This is a genomic window from Cyanobium sp. Copco_Reservoir_LC18 (assembly GCF_009834675.1).
Lineage (GTDB): Bacteria > Cyanobacteriota > Cyanobacteriia > PCC-6307 > Cyanobiaceae > Cyanobium > Cyanobium minutissimum.
In genome coordinates this window covers 1-21,751 of sequence record NZ_ASAC01000001.1, presented here as the reverse complement: position 1 = coordinate 21,751, position 21,751 = coordinate 1, and the positions used below count along the sequence as shown (strand labels likewise).

The 21,751-nt window shown below is 64.5% G+C and carries 7 protein-coding genes; 5 read left to right on the top strand and 2 right to left on the bottom strand.

Annotated features, from left to right (window positions below; all coding sequences use genetic code 11):
* Nucleotides 1-383: hypothetical protein (locus tag L107_RS00035; protein WP_159815872.1), on the bottom strand; the 383-nt coding region annotated here is incomplete at its 3' end.
* Between the two features lie 551 nt (nucleotides 384-934).
* Nucleotides 935-3,229, bottom strand: a complete 2,295-nt coding sequence (locus L107_RS00030; protein ID WP_159815871.1) for an ATP-binding protein — start codon at nucleotides 3,227-3,229, stop codon at nucleotides 935-937.
* A 209-nt stretch (nucleotides 3,230-3,438) separates the two neighbouring features.
* Between L107_RS00030 and L107_RS00025 the strand changes: the two genes are divergently transcribed.
* From L107_RS00025 to L107_RS00005, 5 genes are all read left to right on the top strand, one after another.
* On the top strand, nucleotides 3,439-4,266 hold the full coding sequence (locus L107_RS00025; RefSeq protein WP_159815870.1) for a hypothetical protein: 828 nt from the start codon (nucleotides 3,439-3,441) through the stop codon (nucleotides 4,264-4,266).
* A 245-nt stretch (nucleotides 4,267-4,511) separates the two neighbouring features.
* Nucleotides 4,512-7,415 carry a DEAD/DEAH box helicase gene (locus L107_RS00020; protein ID WP_159815869.1) on the top strand — a complete coding sequence of 968 codons (2,904 nt, stop codon included), beginning with the start codon at nucleotides 4,512-4,514 and terminating at the stop codon, nucleotides 7,413-7,415.
* A gap of 3 nt (nucleotides 7,416-7,418) precedes the next feature.
* Complete coding sequence (locus tag L107_RS00015; protein WP_159815868.1) at nucleotides 7,419-12,317, top strand: hypothetical protein; 4,899 nt, start codon at nucleotides 7,419-7,421, stop codon at nucleotides 12,315-12,317.
* 2 nt (nucleotides 12,318-12,319) lie between these two features.
* Nucleotides 12,320-18,877: a DEAD/DEAH box helicase gene (locus tag L107_RS00010; protein ID WP_159815867.1), complete on the top strand. Its 6,558-nt coding sequence runs from the start codon at nucleotides 12,320-12,322 to the stop codon at nucleotides 18,875-18,877.
* A 67-nt stretch (nucleotides 18,878-18,944) separates the two neighbouring features.
* Nucleotides 18,945-21,131, top strand: a complete 2,187-nt coding sequence (locus L107_RS00005) for a 3'-5' exonuclease (protein WP_159815866.1) — start codon at nucleotides 18,945-18,947, stop codon at nucleotides 21,129-21,131.
* Nucleotides 21,132-21,751 lie beyond the last annotated feature (620 nt).

Sequence of the window (21,751 nt, the reverse complement as noted above, 5' to 3'; positions counted from 1 at the left end):
GCGTCGGCGTCGTCCTGCATCTCCTTGACCACGTCATCGTGGTACGACTCGAGGTGGCGCACGATCGCCACGGCGATCTGCTGGTCCTCGCCGGCGGTTGTGTCGAGAGTGCCGATCAAGTCGAGCACCTGCTGCACCTTGGCACTCTGCTGACGCTCCGGCTTTTCGGGACGCGGCGGCCTGTTCTCCTGCATGGCAATCAACTCCTGGGGACTGTTGGGGATGCCCGCCGCCGTGGTCGCCTCCGACGGGTCGACGACCATCTCGGGGTGGTCACCGGCATCGGGATCGAGGGGCCGGCCGGCCTGGAAGCGGTAGCGGCCGCGGGGCTGGCTGGGCTCACGAGCCGGGGAACCGGAATTGGAGTTTTTGGGCTGGGTCATGGCACCTCCTTCTCAGTGCTTCCAGCTTCACGCCAATCGCTGGTCGGTGTTTGGTCCCTACTGCGAAGCACGGACAGAACGCTCGCCAGAACAGGGCGCCGCGCCAGGCGGTTGCCTTGCTCTCCAGCACGGGAAAGGCACCCATCCAACCGAGGACAGCCTCCTGGGCCTGCCGGACCGGGCGGCCCTGCAGGTGAGCTGCTCCAGCAGCGCTCTGGTGGCAATCACCCGTGCCTGATCCCCAAAGCCCTCGGCGTAGAACAGCAGATTGGGATTAAGAGCCGCCCGCATCAGTCGTAGCGCTCCTCGCGCTGCCAGGTGCGGGGCTGGGCAGCCAGGCGAGCGAGCAGGGCCCGGCGGATGCCGCCGTGGATGGGCTGAGAGCCTTGGCACGAGAGGGGGTGGCGACGGGCCGCCCATGGCAGTGCACCGTGAATGACTATCCCTTGGCCACCTGTCACAGCAGGGCGGAGGAGGAGCGGTTGGCCTCAGATGCGCTGGCGTCAGCAGGGCTGGAGTCGGGAAAAACAGCCGTAGTGGATCTCACTCCTTTATGGGCCTGGTGGCTGTTCGTAGAGGTCCACCACGCCCTTGCCATGCTGGTGATGCTCGTCCCGCAGCCCCAACGGCCGTTCGATCCGCACCCCGGCGCCCCAGCGGAACAGCCAGGTGCGCAGATCCCAGTCCTGCTCCACGGTCCAACGGGGCAGCCAGACCTCGACGCGGTGGGGATGGCTGTCGCCGGAGGGATTCGGCGCCAGGGTGTCGAGCGGGCTGGCTGGCCATGGGGGTTGGCCTGCCAACGGCCTGGAATAGGCCGTGTGCTCCGGCGGGAAACGCCGCGGTTCCTCCCGGATCAGCCGGAACACTTCGGTGGTGCAGGAGAACACCAGCTGCTCGTAGTTCGACAGTCCCGGCAGCACGGGGTCGCACTCCCCATCTAGCCAGGGGGCAAGCCGATGGTTCGCGATGAACCGCTGCTCGTCGATGTCATCGCCCAGATAAAGGCCGCCACAGAAAACCAGCAGACGCTGCAGGCGGCCAAGGGCGTTTTCGTGCTCGCATTCTGTGTTCCGGCGAATGTTGCCGTCCTCGCAGAGCATCACCAGCCGGTCTACCCGCAAGGTGCGGATCAGGCCCTCCATCCGGCCCACCTCCGCTGTTTCAAAGGCGAGATACCAGCTGATGTTGTGAAACAGCAGCTGCAAGGGCCAGGCACGGAAACGGCCGTCATCCCCCTGCATTCGCTGCGCATCGCTGATCGGATCCGGCTCGTGCCTGAGCCAGATGCGCCGGCGGTTCACGATGGCCCGCTCCACCCGGGTGCTCATCTCCGGGTCGGCCAGGGTGCCGCGCTTCTCCTCGGTGATCGATCGGTTGGCCAACGCCCGCTTGGGATGGCGGTAGCGACCGGTGGCTCCCGCCCCATCCAGCACACCTGCCCGCTGGAGTCGGCTTTCCAGGGATTGCATGATCGGCTCCTGCGACGCATCGCTCAGCCGACCGAGTGAGGCCTTGAGTAGGGCATGGATCTCCAGCAGCTGATCAGTCGACAGGAGGGCGGTACCGATGGCATAGCCCTGGCGGCGGCTGTGGGGGCGGCCTTTCACCTGCGGCAGGAAGCCGTAGGGGGTAAGGACATGATCGAGGTCGTAGCGGAGCACGGCCTCCTGATCGGCGCCGTAGGCGCCCTCGATTCCCGAAAGCCGGCCGATCAAGTGGCGATAGAGGGGCCCGAACTCCTGGCTGGAGCGCCTGGCGCGTTTTGCTCGTGGCGGCATGGCCCCGGGCGGCAACAGTTCAGCCCCGGCATCCGGAGCATCGAAGGGGTCCTTGAGGATGTGGCGCAGCAGGCTGAACACCCGCCGGAAGGTCTGCCGGTCCGCCAGGGCGGGGTAGCCGCCGTTGACGCTGCTGCCGGTAACCGCACCCTCCGGGCCGAGTTCGATCGGCTCGTCTCCCTGCCAGTCGAGGCGAAAGAATCCGTTGGCCTCCAGCCAGGCCAGATCGCGACGGATCGCGTCCGCATCGCCGTAGCCATCGCTGTTGCCTCCGTGTACCTCCTCCCAGCTGGCCAGGTAGCCGGCCGCCCGCTCAGCTAGATCGCCCCGCGGAGGTGGGTTGCAGATCTGGAGCAGCTCGGCAGCTGTGCCGGGGTCGCTTTCCTCCAGGCCGTTGAAGCTGGTCAGCAGGCGGATCAGGAACAACAGCCGCTCCAGATCCAGAAGCCGTGCGTAGCGGTGCAGCTGGGATTCGATACCGCGCTGCCGGTTGAGGGCATTGCGAACGCTGCGGTCGAGGCCGGCCAGCCGGCTGCGCAGGTCGTCGTCGCTGTTGCCCTCCCCGGCCGCAGGGTTGAGTGTGACGATCGCCGCGAAGCCCTCGGCGCGCTCAGGCTGGAAGCAGCGGTGGTTGATGCTGGCGTGGAACTCCTCGATCACCGCCTCGGGCACTGGCCGCTCACGCCGCAGCGCCCAGCTCTTGCATTGCTCCAGTGGGGTCCTCAGCCACCAGCTGACCCATTCCACCGGCCGGCTCAGCTGCAGCTGCTGGGTGTACAGCAGGCGCCAGGGCCGGCGGGCATGGGTGGCATCGATGATCACGGGCCGCCCGACAGCCACCGCCTCGCGCAGACGCTGCAGCAACAGCTCGCGGATCTCGTCCCAGGGCCCCTGTACGGCAGCATCACCAAACAGATCGGCGCGGATCGCATCGGTGGAGAGCACCAGGGCTGGCTCACCGCTTTCCCCCTGCAGCAGCGGCGCCAGGGCTCGGGCGAGGGTGGTCTTGCCGCTGCCAGGAGCTCCGATCAGCAGGTGGCAGCGCAGCGGCGCTGGCGAGGGCATGGCAGAGGAACCGGCATGGGCCGAAGCCTGGCGGCAACGGCATTCAACGGCAAGCCTCTCTATGCGAAAGAGCAGATGCATATCCAGGCCATCACAGGGGTCTGCCGACCGGCTTTGCTATTTCGCATGAGGAATGACCAAAATACCGCCTTCGCTGCTGAGGCTGCTCCCAACGCCCCCCATCGCTGGCCCAGGCCCCCCACTACCTCATGCCGGAGTTGCTGCACGACATCCGCCTGCTCGATCTGCTGGAGCTCTGCGGCACCACCGTGCAGACCAGCCGGCTGCTGCAGCTAAGCCAGCCCACCATCAGCCGCCGCTACCGGATCCTCTCGGAGGATTTCGGGCTGGTGCGCGATCGCCGCCAGCTCTGGGGCTGCGGCTACGGCACTTCGGCCTCGATGCGTCTGCTGCGGCCTGGCTGCCGCGCCCATCGCCTCGCCGCTGGCGTGGCCCGCATCGGCAGTGACCTGCTGAATCACCCGCTGCTGGCGGGCTGCCCCTGGCTGCTGCCCACCCCCCAACGGTTCCGGGCGGCGGCCAACTCGCTGGAGCTGGTGCGCCAGGGCGTGCTGGATGGTGCCCTGCTCTCCGGTCTGGAGCTGGAGGAGCCGGAAGGGGTGAACCGGCAGGAGCTGGAGCTGGTGCTGCTGGGGGAGCTGCCCTTGGCCCTGTGGTTGTGCCCCGAGGCCCCCGACCTGGTGGGTGCCGTGCCGGAGGTGCTGGTGCCCGATCGGGGTGTGGCGCCGGGTCTGCGACGGCTCCTACGAGAGCTGGGGCCGACGCTGCGCAGCGGGGGGAACAGCCTGCAGACCCCAGACGACTGGATCAGGTGGATCCATGGCAGCACCCTGGCCCTGGTGGTGGCGGATCGGGTGGCAAACAACTGGGCTTCCCTGCGCCGAGGGCCTCTGGCCTCAAGGCCCCACAGTTCGGTGTGGCTGGCGTTGCCGGCCGACTGGCAGGAGCACCCGGTACTGCGCCACACCGCCCAGGAACTGGGCCGGATCGGCGCCGCGCAACAGCTGGAGGGCTGAAGGTATGTGCTCCTTGCATAGATCCGAGACTCGCGGCACCAACTGCTTCTGGTCTGCTGCCGCATTGCTTCCGCTTGGTGCAGACTGCCCCCAGCAGCCCCTGCCCCCCATGCCAGTCCCGCCCCGGCAGGTGGTCGAGCAATGACCCGCCGACTGCAAGACCTCAGGTCCCACGCCCAGCTCACGGGGCTCCTGGTCAGCGATGTGGCGAGCATCCGCTCCCGCGACAAAGAGTTCCAACACTGATGCCCGAAGCTGTCCTCGCCCCCGGTGCCCGGATCGAGTGCCGCAGCGCCGAATGGCTGGTGCGCAGCCTCGGCCGCAGCTCCGATGGCCAGCAGGTGGTCGACGTGGTGGGGGTCTCGCCGTTCCTGCGCGAAAAGGAAGCCCGCTTCCTGGTGGAGGTGGAGAGGGCGGCTGGCAGCTTCAAGGTGCTGCAGCCCGAGGACACGGCCCTGGTGAGTGACCCGTCTCCCCGCTACCGCGACAGCCTGCTGTTCCTTGAGGCCCATCTTCGTCGCTCCGTGCCCACCGACAACGCCCTAGTGGTGGGCCATCGCGCCGCCATGGATGCCCTTCCCTACCAGCTGGAGCCAGCGGCCAAGGCCCTGGCGATGCCGCGCCAGCGGCTGCTGATCGCCGATGCGGTGGGTCTGGGCAAGACCCTGGAGTGCGGCATCCTCTGCAGCGAGCTGATCCGGCGCGGGCGTGGCAAGCGGCTGCTGGTGGTGACCACCAAGAGCATGCTGGTGCAGTTTCAGAAGGAGTTCTGGACGCGCTTCTCGATCCCGCTGGTGCGTCTGGATTCGGTGGGAATCCAGCGGATCCGCGAGCAGATTCCCACCAACCAGAACCCGTTTCACTACTACGACAAGGCGATCGTTTCGGTCGACACGCTCAAGAACGATCGCGACTACCGCTTCTATCTCGATAACGCCAGCTGGGACATCATCGTGATCGATGAGTGCCAGAACGTGGCTGAGCGGGCTCGGGGTGCCCAGAAGAGCCAGCGAGCCAAGCTGGCCGAACGGCTGGCGACCCGCTCGGAAACGTTGATCCTGCTCTCCGCCACGCCCCATGACGGCAAGCCGGAGAGCTTCGCGAGCCTGATGAACATGCTCGACCCCACGGCGATCGCTGACCCGAGCAAGTACACCAAGGACGACATCAAGGATCTGTATGTGCGGCGCTTCCGCAAGGACGTGATCGCTGACCTGCGCAGCAGCGTCAAGGAGCGCGACACCGCCGATGTGGAGTGTCCGGCAAGCGAGCGCGAGGAGCGGGTGTTTGCCCTGCTCAAAGACCTCAAGCTTCCTGACAGCGATGCCAAGGCCAAGGCGGGCCAGCTGTTCAAGACCACCCTGGCCAAGAGCCTGCTCTCCAGCCCGATGGCAGCCCTGGAGACGGTGCGCAACCGGCTCAAGCGCCTGGCTGCCGCCGCCAGCCCGGCCCCTGCCGATCAGGCAGCCCTGGAGGAGCTGGAGCCCCTGCTGGCTGCGATCGGCCCGGCTGACTTCTCCAAATACCAACGCCTGCTTCAGCTGATCCGCGCCGACTGGAACTGGAGCGGCAAGGACCCCAGGGACCGGATCGTGCTGTTCACCGGCCGGCTCAAAACTCAGTGCTTCCTGGTGAAGCACCTCGCTGCTGACCTGGGGCTGGCCAAGGAAGCGGTGGTGGGTCTCGATGGCGCCATGCCCGATGTGGATCAGACGCGGGTGGTGGAGCAGTTCGCCCAGGAGAAAGAGGCTGTGCGCATTCTTGTCGCCACCGAGGTGGCCTCCGAGGGCCTCAACCTGCACTACCTCAGCCACCGGCTGGTGCATGTCGACATCCCCTGGTCGCTGATGACGCTGCAACAGCGCAATGGGCGCATCGATCGCTACGGGCAGACTCAGCAGCCCCAGATCCGCTACCTGCTCAGCTGCTCACGCAGCGAGGGCATGGGCGATGCCGAGAAGGTGCTGCGCCTGCTCAAGCGCAAAGACGAGCAGGCTCAGCAGAACATCGGCGATCCGGCGGTGTTTCTGGGCGTCTACGACCCTGTTGGCGAGGAGGAGGAGATCAGCCGGGCGTATGAGAGCGGCTCCCTGGATGCGCTTGAGCAGCGCATGGATGAGAAGGCGGAACGCTTCCTGACAAAGAGCAGCGTTGACAGCATTTTCGACGAGTTCTATGGAACGGATGAGCAGGACTCCGGGGCTGGTTCCACGGACATCCAGGTGCAGCAGCGCCAACCCTTCAGCCTGTTCCCCAGCCTCTGGAGCTACGTGGACACGGCCCTCGAGGCGGTGGCCGAGCAGATGGAGCGCCGCGGCGAGAAGCTGGATCTGCGCGCTGACCCCGATCAACAGCGTCTGGAGATCACCCCGCCCAGCGATCTACAGCGCCGCTACGACCGCTACCCACGGGAGCTGCAGCCGCCCCGGGGCCAGCGCCTGGTGCTTTCCACGGAGGTGGCCGCCTTGCAGCGAGCCCTCGAGCAGAGCCGCCGCCAGGATTCCAGCCGCCCGGAGCTGGAATATCTCTGGGATCTGCATCCCTTGGTGGATTGGCTCGCCGACCGAGGCCAGATCAGCTTCCAGCGTCACTGCGCACCCGTGCTCCAGCTGGGCGATGGTCTGGAGCCCGGTGAGGTGGTGATGGTGTTTCAGGGCACGATCCCCAACCAGAAGGGGGTGCCGGTTGTTCAGGAGTGGGTGGCGGTGCGCTTCTCAGGCACCGGCCTCAATGTGGTGGACGTGGAGCCGTTCGAGGCGGTGGCCGAGCGGTTGCAGCTGGGCCGCAAGCCTTATGCCAACCCGAATGACACCATCCCCGAGCATCTGCGCAAGCAGTTGCCGTATGCCGTTGGCAAGGCCAACGACTATCTGATGCGCTGCGCCGAACTCTGGACCGCCCGCATGCAGCCAGAGCTGGAGGCCCAGCGCGAGCGGCTCCGGCGATTGCGAGGCCGGCAGGAGGAGCAGTTGCAGCTCAGCTTCGCGGCCGACCAACGCCGCGCAGAGCTCAAAGAAAAAGACCGCAAGAACAAACAAAACGCAATCGAGCGTCGCTTCGATGACCACGAAAGCTTTGTCAATGAAGTGATGACCATCGTACCCGCGCCCTACCTGAAGGTGGTGGCCGTGCTGAATCGGGAGGCTTGATCCATGGCACTACCAGGCATCAGCAACGCCAACGAGTTCTATTCCGCCCACTACCTCGAGAGCGTTCTGACGAACGACATCAAAAAGGTGCGAGAGCGCTGGGCTGAAGAGGTCACGGCCCAGCTCCAGGCCGATCCCAGCTCAGATGTCTCCACACCGGAGGTGCTGTTCAAGGCACTCCGCAAACCCTGGCAGAAACTGCGCGAGGCCGAGCTGGGTATCACGGCTGATCCTGCCGAGCGTCTGCGGCTCCAGCGTGAGCTGTTCTTCCAGCCTCTGATGCAGGCCCTGGGCTACCCCTACGCCCCAAAGCCCGAACCGGTGTTGATCGGTGGTGAGGCTTACCAGATCCCTCTTCTGGGGGAGGTGGACAACGCCAAGGGTGAACCCTGGCTTTGGGTGGTGGAGTGCTTCAACCCCAGCGATGAGCCCGCCGATCCGCTGGAGCTCACGATCGCGACCAAGTGGGGTTGTCAGATCGATGATCCAGCACTGGGCCAGGTAGAGGTCGACGCCGATGGCAACGGCAAGGAAACCTGGGAAAAGCTGATCTCCGAGCGGATCTTCGCGCAGGACATCCCGCCGCGCTGGGTGTTGGCGGTGAGCCGCGACCAGCTGCTGCTGATCGACCGGCAGAAGTGGGCCGCGTCACGGCTGCTGCGCATTGAGTTCGACACGCTGCTGGGCGAGAACAACCCCGATGCGGTGCTGGCGGCGGCCACGTTGCTGCACCGCGAGCACACTTGCCCAACGGGCGGCGGCACGCCGCTGCTCGATGAGCTGGATGAGAACAGCCACAAGCACGCCTATGAGGTGAGCGGCGATCTCAAGTACGCCCTGCGCCGCTCGATTGAGCTCCTCGGCAACGAGGCGATCCACTGGCGCCGCAGCAAGGGTGAAGGCGTGTTCAAGGGCAAAACCGACGCTGACCAGCTCACCCTCGAATGCCTCCGGTACATGTACCGGTTGCTGTTTCTCTTCTACATCGAGAGCCGACCTGATCTGGGCTATGCGCCGATGGGCAGTGATGTCTACCGCCTGGGCTACAGCCTTGAAAGCCTGCGCGACATGGATACCGCCGAGCTCGGCAGCGAAGAAGACAAGGAGAGCACCTACATCAGCGATTCGCTGAACCGGCTGTTCCAGATGATCTGGGAGGGCTACCCCAAGCGCGACGACGAGACCGCTCAGTTACCGCTTGCAGACGATGACGATCCCTTCCACGACAGCTTCCGCCTCACGCCGCTGAAGGCGCACCTGTTCGATCCCGAGCGGATGCCCACGCTCACGCGGGTGCGTTTCCGCAACGTGGTGCTGCGCGAGGTGATCGAGCTGATGTCGCTCACCAAGGAGGGCAAGGGCAAACGACGCGGCCGGGTGAGCTATTCGCAGCTGGGCATCAACCAGCTCGGCGCCGTTTACGAGGCCCTGCTCAGTTTCCGTGGGTTCTTCGCGGAAGAAGACCTCTACGAGGTGCAGCCCGCACCCAAAAAGGGCAAAGTCGCCGCCAGCGATGACGACGACGACTTCGGCGATGACGACAGCGGCGACGACGACAACACCAAAGCCAGCGGCCAGGCCCACGATGAGCTGGAGGTGGGCCACTTCGTAACCGCCGAGCAGCTCAAGGCCTACAAAGCCGAGGAGATCGTGCCCGATCCGGGCACCGGCAAACCGAAGTGCTATGTCAAAGGCAGCTTCATCTACCGCCTCGCTGGGCGCGACCGCGAGAAGAGCGCCAGCTACTACACGCCCGAGTCGCTCACCCAGTGCCTGGTGAAATACGCCCTCAAGGAGCTGCTGCCCGGTAAAAAGGCGGCGGACATCCTGCAGCTGAAGGTCTGCGAGCCGGCCATGGGCTCAGCGGCGTTCTTGAACGAGGTGGTGAACCAGCTGGCCCAGAAGTATCTGGAGCTGCGCCAGCAGGAAACTGGCAAGAGCATCCCCCACGAGCAGTTCGCCACCGAGCTGCAGAAGGTGAAGATGCGCCTCGCCGATCAGAACGTGTTCGGCGTCGACCTCAACCCGGTGGCGGTGGAGCTGGCGGAGGTGAGCCTGTGGCTCAATAGCATCTTCACGCCGGAGAAGGGTCGAGCCTTTGTGCCCTGGTTCAGCCAGCAGTTGGTGTGCGGCAACTCGCTGATCGGCGCCCGCCGGCAGATCTACCGGGTGAGCCAGCTGCCCACCAGCACCGCACGCAGCGCTAAGCCCCGCAATCTCTGGCACGAACACGCCCCAGAGGAGCTGGCCTGGGATGCGGAGCTGCCGAAGGATGCGATCTTCCACTTTCTGCTGGCCGTTCCGGGCATGGCGGCCTACAACGACAAGGTGATCAGGGAGCTGGAGCCTGAGGCGATCAAGCGCTGCAAACGCTGGAACAAGGCGTTTGTGGGAGAGCCGTTCAGCGAAGACCAGATCGAGCACCTGCTGCGGCTCAGCCAACTGGTCGATGGTCTCTGGAAGGACTGGGCCGAGCAGCAGAGCCAACTTCGCCAGCGAACCACTGATCCCCTGCCGGTGTGGGGAGAAGACGCTGATGCCACGGATGCGGCATGGACCTCGCTGAAGCAGAAGGACAGCATCCAGGAGCAAGAGATCCTGGGCCGGGATGTGGCCCAGACCAATGCCCGATTGCGCCTGAAGTGGGCGATGGATTACTGGTGCGCTCTGTGGTTGTGGCCGATCCGCCAAGCGGGTTCACTACCTAGCCGTAGGGATTGGCTGCATGAACTCAGCATGATCCTTGGCGACTACGAGCAGACGGTGGGGCCAGAAGCCGGCCAGCAAAAGTTGTTCCCGGACACGCAGCCAAAGCATCAAGCCGAGGAGTTTGCTGACCGCCACGGTTTTGTGGATGTGGAGAAGCTCAAGGCGGAGTTTGAGCGGTTGCGCCAGGTGGAAGCGGTGGCGAAACGCATTCGGCCGCTGCACTGGGATCTGGAGTTTGCAGACCTGCTGAGGGGCGGCGGCTTCGACCTGATGGTGGGCAACCCGCCCTGGCTAAAAGTGGAGTGGGAGGAAAAGGGCGTGATCGGTGATAGCGACCCGATGGTTCTTATCCGCAAGATTAATGCGAGTGAGCTGGCGAAGAGGCGGGGCAACGCCTTTGACCAACATGCAGAGCTACGAGCTGCCTATCTAGAGGAGTTTGAAGGGCAGAACGGCAGTCAGTCGTTCCTTAATGCGGTAGTGAATTATCCACTACTAAGGGGAAGCCAGACCAACCTTTTCAAGTGCTTCCTGCCTCAGACCTGGCGGGTCTCATCAGAACAGGGCATACAAGGCTTCCTGCACCCAGAAGGGGTCTACGACGATCCCAAGGGTGGGGCATTGCGGGAAGCGCTATATAGGCGACTAAGAAATCACTTCCAATTTCAAAATCAGCTAATACTCTTCCCGATTGGAGATCGCGTGAAATATAGCCTCAACATCTATGGCCCAAGTCGCCAGCCTAGCTTCGTTCATCTAGCAAACCTGTTCCACGCAAAGACCGTAGATGCCTGCTTTGTACACGACGGGAATGGAGCAGTGGGAGGCATTAAGACGGAGGATAACCACTGGAACATGGTAGGACATCGCCTAAGGCTAATCACTGTTGGTGAGAAGACTCTGACCTTGTTCGCTCAGCTTTACGACGAACCCGGCACTCCTGCATGCCAAGCCCGCCTGCCTGTACTGCATTCTCAGCAGCTGCAAAGCGTCCTTGAGAAACTCTCCAAATCACCAGCCCGACTGTCCGATTTATCCGTGAATGAAATTAGCGCTACGCCTCACTGGAACGAAACTGGCGCCCAGAAAGATGGCACCATCCAGCGAAAAACAAGATTCCCATTGAACAGTGGTGAGCTGATCATCTCTGGACCCCATTTCTATGTTGGGCACCCACTGAACAAAACACCCAGGTCAATATGCACCGAGAAAGCGCATTACGACTGCCTAGACCTAACGTTGCTGCCCGATGACTACCTGCCCAGAACCAATTACGTGCCAGGAGTAAGTGCCAGTGAATACAATGCAAGAGCTCCTAGGGTTTCATGGAGCGATAGAGCCGCATTTACAAACTATTATCGCGTAGGAGCGAGGGGAATGCTTCCGCCACCGAACGAAAGGACGTATATCCCAACACTGCTACCTCCCGGCGTGGCTCACATAAATAGCGTTCAGTCGATCGCATTCCGTGACGCGCGCAATCTAATTTCATGCCTATGTTTTGGCACTGCCATTATTGCCGACTTCTTCATAAAGTCAACAGGTCGGACAAATTTGCATTCGACATGGGAGTCCTTCCCGTTGCTAGATTTTTGCGCCGCCGCGAGAGCACGAGTTCAGGCGCTTAATTGCTTGACAACGCACTACGCAGCTCTTTGGAGCGAAAGCTGGGATGAAGGCTTTCGCTATCAACGATGGGCCAAGGACGATCCCCGCCTACCCAACGACTTCTTCAGCAGCCTCACCCCCACCTGGCAGCGCGATTGCGCTCTGCGCACCGACTATGCCCGCCGCCAGGCCCTGGTGGAGATCGATGTGCTGGTGGCTCAGGCTCTGGGGCTCACCTTTGACGAATTGATCACGATCTACCGCGTGCAGTTCCCGGTGATGCAGCAATACGAACGCGACACCTGGTACGACCGCAACGGCCGCATTGTGTTCACCGCCAGCAAGGGGCTCACCGGCGTTGGCTTCCCGCGGAAGGGTTCAGGACGTGGCGCCAACAAGACCACAGGCTGGGAGGACATCCAGGACATGACCTCTGGCACGGTCAGCCGCACGATCATGGATGACACGCTGCCTGGCGGGCCCGTAGAGCGGACGATCACCTATGAGGCCCCGTTTGATCGGTGTGATCGGGTAGAGGAGTACAAAGCCGCCTGGGCCTTCTTTGAGAGGGAGGGCATCACCTAACGATGCTCCCCTCCGTTGTCGCGAGCGAGCTGGAACAGGTGGCCGCTGATGCCATCCGCACCGCCTTTCACCCCACCACGCCAGGCTTTTCCGGGCTGATCGATCGCTTCCTGGCCGATCGCGAGCAGCTGCTCAAGGGCCCCTACGTGTCGGTAGCCCTGCCCTTTCATCAGGGAACAGGACGCGACTGGTTTCCGCAGATCCCGCTGCCCTTCCCGCCGTACCGGCACCAGGAGAAGGCCTTTGATCGGCTGGTGCCAGGCACACCCCGCAACACCCTGGTGGCGACAGGAACGGGTTCGGGCAAAACCGAGTGCTTTCTGCTGCCCCTGCTGGAGCACTGCCGCCAGCAGCAGGCCCAGGGCACCCGCGGCATCAAGGCGATCCTCATCTACCCGATGAATGCCCTGGCCACAGACCAGGCCCGGCGCATCGCCGATTTGATTCACACCACGCCTGCTCTCGCTGGCCTGCGTGCTGGTCTTTACATCGGATCCAGCGATGAGGAGCAAACGGCGGCGATGACCGCCACAAGCGTGATCACCAACAAAGAGGCGCTGCAGAAAGCTCCGCCAGACATCCTGCTCACCAACTACAAGCAGCTCGACTATCTGCTGATCCAGCCCCAGGTGCAGGGGCTGTGGGAGCACAACTGTCGACTTCCCGATGGCACCAGCGTGTTGCGTTATCTGGTGGTGGATGAGTTCCACACCTTCGATGGAGCCCAGGGCACCGACCTGGCCTGCCTGATCCGCCGCCTGCGTGATCGGCTCCAGTGCCCTGGCGACGAGCTGGTGTGCGTGGGCACCTCCGCCACCCTCGGCGGCCCTGAATCCCGGGAGGCGATGCGCAGCTATGCCGGCCAGATCTTTGCCAGCAGCTTTGAGCCCGCCTCGCTCATTGAAGAAGAGCGCCTCAGCCCCGAGGAGTTCTTCCGGGATCACACCGCCTATGGCGAGGAGGGGCTGCGCCTCTTGCCCTTGCCCGGGCTTGAAGCCCTGGATCAGCTCGATCCTGAACACGCCCCCAGCGCCGAGGCTTACCTCGCGGCCCAGGCAGCACTCTGGCTGGGGGAATCGCTGCCATCCCCGCCTGAGGGCACCATTCAAGACGACAGCTGGCGTCTGGAATTGGGCAGCCTGCTCGGCACCCTCCCGGCCGTGCACAACCTTGTGCGCCTGGCCAGGAACACCTGCTCGATCGAAGAGCTTCTGGAACGCTTCTCCCGCCAGCTGGGCCTGGGCGACCAGTACCCACGCCGCTATCGCGTGCTGTTGCTCGAGAGCCTGCTGGCCCTGATCGCCCACGCCCGCCGCAGCACCACCAAGCTCGATGGCAGCCCCGTGGTGGTGCCCTGGCTCAGCCTGCGCGTGCAGCTCTGGTTGCGCGAGCTCAAGCGCATGGTGGCCTCCGTTGAGGCCACACCCCAGCTGCGCCATTCCGACGATCTCGCCGGCAGCGACAGCAGCATCCACCTGCCCGTGGTGCATTGCCGCGATTGCGGCGCCACGGCCTGGACTTCCACAGCCCTCAACTCCACCAGCAACACGCTGGACCGCGCCAACAACCTCAGGAACTTCTACAAGGCCTTCTTCTCAGGTGCGCCGGAGCTCCGCTACCTCTTCCCACATGGCAACCCCTCCAGTGAGGGAGCCTGCAGCCACCAGTTGTGTGCCAGCTGCCTGTCGTTTCACCCCGCCAAGGAGCTGGCCGACGCCACGCTATCCGGCGCGGTGCCCGTCTGCCCCACCTGCCAGAGCCGTGAGCTGGTGCCGGTCGACATCCCCGACTGCAGCACCGTCGACGACAACAACCACCCGCGCGTCAGCCGCGACTGTCCCTACTGCAACGCCCATCAGGGTTTGCTGTTGATCGGTTCTTCTGCGGCAAACCTCACCAGCACCTGGAGCGCCTCTCTGTTTGCCTCTGCCTTCAACGGCGACAAGAAGCTGCTGGCTTTTTCCGATTCGGTGCAGGACGCCGCCCATCGCGCCGGCTATATCGCGGCCCGCGCCTATCGCACCTCCTTCCGTACCGCCCTCACCACCACGGTGCAGCAAGCCGGCGCGCCGCTGCCGCTCGATCAGCTGCAGGAGCGCCTCATCAGCGAGTGGCAGCAGCGATTCCCCAACCCCGTTGACTTTGCCGCCACCTTCATACCCCACGACCTGGAGTGGCTGCGCGAATGGGATGCCCTGCAGCAGCAGCTCACGCCAAGCCTGGAGGCCACCAGCACCCTGATGCGCTTCGTGTGCGATCGGCTGCGCTTTGAGGTGGCCGCCGAATTCGGCTACCGCTCGCGCCTGGGCTCCTCGGTGGAGCAGGCCGGCGCGCTGGCGGCCGCCGTGGATCCTCCAGCCGTCAACACGCTGCTGCCAGGCCTGCTCAGCCGGTTGCAGAACGAGGTGGAGCCCCTGCGCGGCCTGCGCCTCGGCCAACTGCAGCAACTGGTGGTTGGCCTGCTGCAGCACCTGCGCCAACGCGGTGCTCTTGCCCTGAGCGAACTGGTGGGGCGCGACGGCAAGAGCAGCCGCTACCTGGAGAGCGGCGGTGAAGACACCTATCCCTTCAATCAGATCCCCCACACGCCGAAGTTTGGGCGCACTGCCAGTCGACCGATCTTTCTCACCAGCTTCCGCGGCAAGGGGCGTTTCGAGCAGCTGGTGCGCGACAGCGGCAGGCCCACCTGGGCTCAGCACTGGCTGCAGCGCACCCTCACCCCCGCCGTCCAGCTCGATGCGGAACAGCAAAAGGAAGCCCTCAACGCCGTTGTCGACGCCTTGTGCCAGGCCGGTCTGCTGCTGCAGTTCAGCGGCGGCCGTGGTGAGCGCATCTGGGCGATCCCGCCCGCAGCGGTGAGCGTGAGCCATGAAGCCCACCCCGTGCGCTGCGAGCACTGCGGCGACATGCACAGCGTGCCCACCGACCAGCTCAGCCTCTGGGATGGCCTGCCCTGTCAGGTGCGCCACTGCCCCGGCAGCTACCGCTCTGATCCCCGCGGCGGTCTGCCTCTTTACCGGCGGCTCTACCAACGCGGCGAAGTGCATCGCATCGTCGCCCGCGAACACACCGGCCTGCTGGAGCGCGGCGATCGCGAGCGGCTGGAAACCCAGTTCATCCGCGGCGAATACCGCAGCGACCCCAACCTGCTCTCGGCCACCTCCACCCTGGAGATGGGCATCAACATCGGCGATCTCTCCACGGTGCTGCTCGCCTCGGTGCCGCCCGAGCCGGCCAACTACCTGCAACGCATCGGCCGCGCTGGCCGCCGCGACGGCAACGCCATGGTGGGCACCCTCGTCACGGGTACCGCCCACGACCTCTACTTCTTCTCCGACCCGCGCGAGATGCTGCAGGGGCAGGTGAATCCCCCTGGCTGCTACCTCGATGCGGCCGCCATCCTGCGCCGCCAGCTGCTCGCCTACAGCCTTGATCGCTGGGTCGCGGGCGGGCTTGATCCACTGGCGTTGCCGCGCAAGCTCAAACCGGTGCTCGATGGGGTGGAGAAGGCCCTCAGCGGCACCATCTCTCAGGAGTTCCCCTACACCTGGCTGGGCTGGGTGCAGGCCCATCAGGCCGAGCTGCTGGAGCGCTTCTGCGCCTTGTTCGGAGAAGAGCTGCAGCCGGCCAGTGCCGCTGATCTGCGTGCGTTCCTGCTCACCCCCGCCGAAGGCGGTGGGGATGGCGCCTTCGATGCGCCATTCGCGCAGGAACTACTGGCCCGCCTGCGCGATCTGGTGGCCGAACGCAAGCGGCTGGGAGCAGAAGCCCGCAAGCTGCGCGAGCGCTACAACAAGCTCTGCGAGCGACCCGACGACGGCCTCACCCCCGAGGAGCGGGAGGCCAAAGACTCCATCCGCCGCGAGCAGTTCGCCTACAACCAGCTGCGCAAAGACCTCGACGGTCGGCCCCTGTTGGCGATGCTCACCGACGAGGGCTTCCTGCCCAACTACGCCTTTCCGGAGGCGGGCGTCACGCTCAAGTCGGTGCTCTGGCGCAAGCTGCCAGGCCGCTCCGGGGATGGCCCCCGGAGCGAGGAACTGCCGCCCCTGAGCTACGAGCGCCCGGCCAACGTGGCCATCCGCGAGCTGGTGCCCGATGGCCAGTTCTATGCCCAGGGCCGCCGCGTCAAGGTCGACCAGGTCGATCCAAACCTCAACCAACCGGAGCGTTGGCGCTTCTGCCCCTCCTGCTCCTACGCCAGCCGCGAGACCGACGACGATTTCGGCCGCAAGCAATGCCCCCGCTGTGGCAGCAGTGGCTATGCCGACCACGGCCAGGTGAAGGAGATGACCCGCCTGCGCCAGGTGCAAGCCACCACGGAAGACGCGCGCAGCCGCTTCGGGGATGACAGCGACGAACGGAATCCGCTGTTTTTCCACCGCGAGCTGCTGATCGTGCCCGACCACAGCCGCCGCGAGATCTCCCTGGCCATCGCCGATGAGGAGTTCCCCTTCGGTGCTGAATACCTGGCCAGCACCACCTTCCGTGAGATCAACTTCGGCGGGCAAGCCGCGGTGGGCGCCAGCCACGCCATCGCCGGCAAGGCCCTGAAGGTGAAGGGTTTCGAGCTCTGCCGCAGCTGCGGCAAGGTGCAGCGCGGCCCCGCCAAGGCCAGCAACCACACCTGGGGCTGCCGCTACCGCGACAAACCCGATGACGCCCAGCTGCGCCAGCTGCTGTTCATGTATCGGGAGTTCAACTCCGAGGCCTTGCGCTTCCTGCTGCCCGGCGCCAGCTTTTGGGATGAGGCGGGCCAGCCGTCCTTCATCGGCGCCCTGCACCTGGGCCTGCGTCAGCGCTTCGGCGGCAAGGTGGATCACCTGCAATCCGCCCTCGGCGAGGAACCCCAACCCGGCAGCCAGCAGCGCAAGACCTTCCTCTACCTCTTTGATTCCGTTCCCGGTGGGACGGGCTATGTGCGCCAGCTGATCGAGGCAGGCGGCAATGATCTACGCGCGGTGTTCGAGCAGTCTCTGCAGCATCTGCAGGCCTGCTCCTGCAGCGATGGCTGTTACCGCTGCATCTTCATGTACCGGCAGCGCTTTGATCGCGAACGCACTAGCAAACGTCGGGCCATCGAGCAACTTCAAACGATCCTGAACCGCTGGGAGGAACTGCAGCCCTCAGAGCGCAGCCTCTCGGAGGTGGTGATCAACACCCGCGCTGAAAGCGAACTGGAGCTGCGCTTCATCGAAAAGCTGCGGGAAGGCAAAGGCAAGCCACCCGGGGTCACCGTCACCCTGCGCGAGGACTTCATCAAGGGCAACAAGGGGTATCTGCTTACCTTCAACAGCGGCTCCAGCGTGGTGAGTTGGAAGGTCGAGCAGCAGGTGCCGATCGGCGAGGCGGAGGGTGTTCGCGCCTTTTCTCGTACCGATTTCCTGCTCACACCAACGGCTGGTGGCAAACCAATCGCCGTCTACACCGATGGCTGGGAATACCACAGCGGCAGGCTGGCCACAGATGCGGAGCAGCGCATGGCCTTGCAGCGCAGCGGTCGCTACCTCTTCTGGGCACTGAGCTGGGATGACGTTGTGGAGGCACCTCCCACGGCGCAGGCACCACTGGAGCCCAACGGGCTTGCAGTGGGAATGATGCCAGACTTTGCTTCCAAAAATCGCGAGAACTATCTTGAACGTTGGTGGCCCAAGAGCTTTTTAGACGACCTTTCACAACGACCAGTCCCAACTCCTCGCGAAGTTCAGCTGGCTAACAGTCTGCAATTGCTGATGGCCTACCTGGCCAATCCTTCGGAAGCACTTTGGCAGGGTCTCGCGCAAATGTTTTGCCTTGCCCAGCGCCCGCCCATGCCTCCAGTGCAGATCGACGATCCATCTCTAATGGCGCCACGTGAGGCTCTGAATCTCAATTCACATGTCGAGGAGTGGACGCAAGGTGGCGAATCCCCCCGGGTGGGCCAACACCTTGCTCCTGTGCCAGAACTTCAGATTCTCAATCTCGTCGATCTGGGTCTGCATAAAACTGACAGGCTGCATCCTTGCGCGAGTTTTCGTGCCATTCATTTTGAACCTGATCGTTCCAGCTCTCAGCGGCAACAGCAGCTGGCCTGGCGCGAATGGTTACGCCAGGGAAACCTCTTCCAGTTCCTGCCCCATCTGCTGATCTCCACCCCAGGCTGGGGTGGTAGCGAACAACCCGCCGCCGTGGACCCCCCCCAGGTGTGGGTGGCGGCCGAGCCTGCCAATGCAGCTCCGGAAGGCCCAGGCGCCCCAGAAACCGCTGTTGCTGCGTCGCAACAAGCCTGGCAGGCCCTCAGCCGCTTTGCGCCAGCCGACGTGCAGCCGCTGCTGCAGGCCCTGGAGGCAGCCTGGCAGGGCACCGATCGGCCCTTGCCTGAGCAGGCCTTTGAGCTGGAAGGGCCGAAGGGTGATGTGATCGCCCAGGCTGAACTCGCCTGGCAGGATCAGCGGCTGGCGGTGGTGATCGAGTCTGTAGATGCGGAAGCCTTCACTGCTGCGGGCTGGCGCTGCTGGTCGGTGGAGGATCCTCCTGCCGCCACAGCCGCCGCCTTGATGGAGGCCCTTCCACCGTCCTGATCCACGTCCAATCCACTCCGCCAACGCCTGACCCCTCAGCCATCACCGACCCCGCCCCGCACCTGACATGAGCGAGCCCCGCCTCACCGTTGCCCTCTCCAACGATTTCTTCAAGGCGTTCGGGCGGTTGCCGGAGAAGTCGCGCGGCAAGGTGGCCACCTTCATCTCCAAGTTCCGTGCCAATCCCCGCAGTCCGGGGTTGAACTACGAGCGCATCGAAGGCGGCAAGGATCCCTTCATCCGCTCGATCCGGGTGGATCAGGACATCCGCTGCATCGTCCGCGCCCCTGATGAAGGCGATACCTACGTGCTGCTCTGGATCGACAAGCACGACGACGCCTACCAGTGGGCACGGCGCCGCACCTGCCATGTGAACCGGGTCTCTGGAGCCCTACAGGTGGTGGATGTGGAAGCCGCTGAGCTCGCCGTAGGAGACGCAATCGCTGCGGCTGTGAGCGAGGCTCTGGCCAATCAGCCCCCCGTAGCCCAGCCGGCACCGGCACAAACCCAGGTCGGCTCACTGTTTGCCCATTGCAGCGACGACCAGCTGATGTTGCTCGGCGTCCCCGAGGCCTTGCTGCCCGCCGTACGCGCCGTCAGCAGTGAAGAGGCCCTGAGTCGCCTGATCGAGTGGGTGCCGCAGGACTGCGTCGATGGCCTGATCCTGCTGGCTGATGGCAAGCCGATTGAGGTGGTGATCGAGGAGCTGGAGCGGCAGCGCCCCGCCGCGATCGATCCCACCGATGTGGCGGCGGCACTCGAGACGCCGGAGAGCAAGGCCGAGTTCCTGGTGATCACCGACGACGACGTTCTCGAAGCGATGCTCTCGGCACCGCTGGAGCGCTGGCGTGTGTTTCTCCACCCCAGCCAGCGACGTCTGGTCGAGCGCCAGTGGAGTGGTGCGGTGCGGGTGCTGGGTGGCGCCGGCACCGGCAAAACGGTGGTGGCCATGCACCGGGCCCGCTGGCTCGCCAACGAGCTGATTAAAACCAGCTCCCCCGGCCGGGTGCTCTTCACCACCTTCACCCGCAACCTGGCCACCGACATCCGCGCCAACCTCACCAAGATCTGCAGCCCCGAAGAACTGCAGCGGATCGAGGTGGATCACCTCGATGGCTGGGTGATGAACTTCCTCAAAGGGCAGGGCCTGCAGGTGCGGGTGTTCTACGAAGAAGCCCGCGATAGCGCCTGGAGTCTGGCCATGGATGTGGCCGACACCTCGCTGGGTCTTGACGAGCGCTTCTACCGCGAGGAATGGAAAGACGTGGTGCTGGCCCAGGGCTGCCGAAGCCGCGACGAATACCTGATGGCCCGCCGCGTCGGACGCGGCACCCGCCTCAGCCGCCCGCAGCGCGCCCAGATCTGGCCAGTGTTCGATGCGGTGCGCGCCGAATTCCGACAGCGGGGTTTATGGGAGCCCGAGGAGGCCAAACAGATCGCCGCTGACCTGATCCACAAGGCGGCTAGCTCGCCGCTCTATGCCGCCGTGGTGGTGGATGAGGCCCAGGATCTCGATGCGGCTTCCTTCTCCTTGCTGCGGGCCCTGGTGGGCGAGCCCCACGCCAACGATCTCTTCATCGTGGGTGATCCCCACCAGCGCATCTACGGCAAGCCGGTGGTGCTCAGCCGCTGCGGCATCGACATCCGCGGCCGCTCCCGCAAGCTGCGCATCAACTACCGCACCACCGAGGAAACCCGCGCCTGGGCGACGGCCGTGCTGCACGGCCTCGATTTTGATGATCTCGACGGCGGCAGCGATCCCTCCAGTGATTACCGCTCCCTGCTCCATGGCGATCATCCCCTGATGCGTGGCTTCGACGATCCCGCAGAGGAGCAGCGCTTTCTGGTGAGCACCTTGCAGCAGTTGCGGGATGAGCAGAAGTCCCTGGCTGCCACCTGCGTCACGGCCCGCACCAACAAGGCCGTGGAGAAGCTCGAAGCCCTGCTCAAGGGCGAGGGTTTCGCCACCCGGGTGATCAACGCAGAGGAGTCCGACGACCCCAGCGATCCAGCACTGAGGCTCGCCACCATGCACCGGGTCAAGGGTCTGGAGTTCGACCAGGTCTTTTTACCGGGACTGGATGCCTCCCAGATGCCCCTGCAGGTTGAGGTCAACAAACGGCCCGATGCCCTCTCGAGGGACTTGTTCGAGCAGCAGGAGCGCTCCCTGCTGCATGTGGCGGCCACGCGGGCCAAGAAGCGGGTGGTAGTGACGTACAGCGGAACACCATCGCCCTTCCTGGCGAGTGGTTAGTTAGTGGTGATTGAGGTGGTCTGGTTTTCCAGAAAGCTCCCATCGTTACCCACTGAGAAGGGTGCATCGCCCGGATAGGGGGAACGCCCACTGTCGGGGCAGCGTTCTCCGCAGGATATGAGCAAGTGACGCACAGCCCCGAGTTCAAGGCCAGGGACGCCATAGAGGCAATCAACTGGAATTCTGCAGCGAGCGCTGGCCACGGCTCTCTGAGATGGCGGCCCAGGTGCTTTTCGAGCGTCAGTCAGCCAGCCCTGCCGCACGATCGAGTGCTGGAGGCGCTCATTCCCTTCTGATGCCAGCTGCCGGGCGGGTTCCCCGAGGCCCCGCCTTCCTGCTTGTCGCGGCTACCAAGGCCGATGGCCCGAACTTGCGACGACAGCAAGGTGCCGATCAACCAGGGCACACGAACCCGCTGGTAGAGGGATTCACCACGAGCAGGGCCGGAAGCCTCACGGTCGGCAAAGGCCCCATCACCGCTGCCCCAGCCCCCCCAGCTGACAAGGATCTGGCCGGGCCTCTGCCCGGTCCTTGCCTCCTGTTGCTGGCCTGGGTCTGACGCGGGTGCCCCTCGCTTCCTAGGAGGCTTCTGAAAAACCTGGTCAGCCGCGGGGGAATGG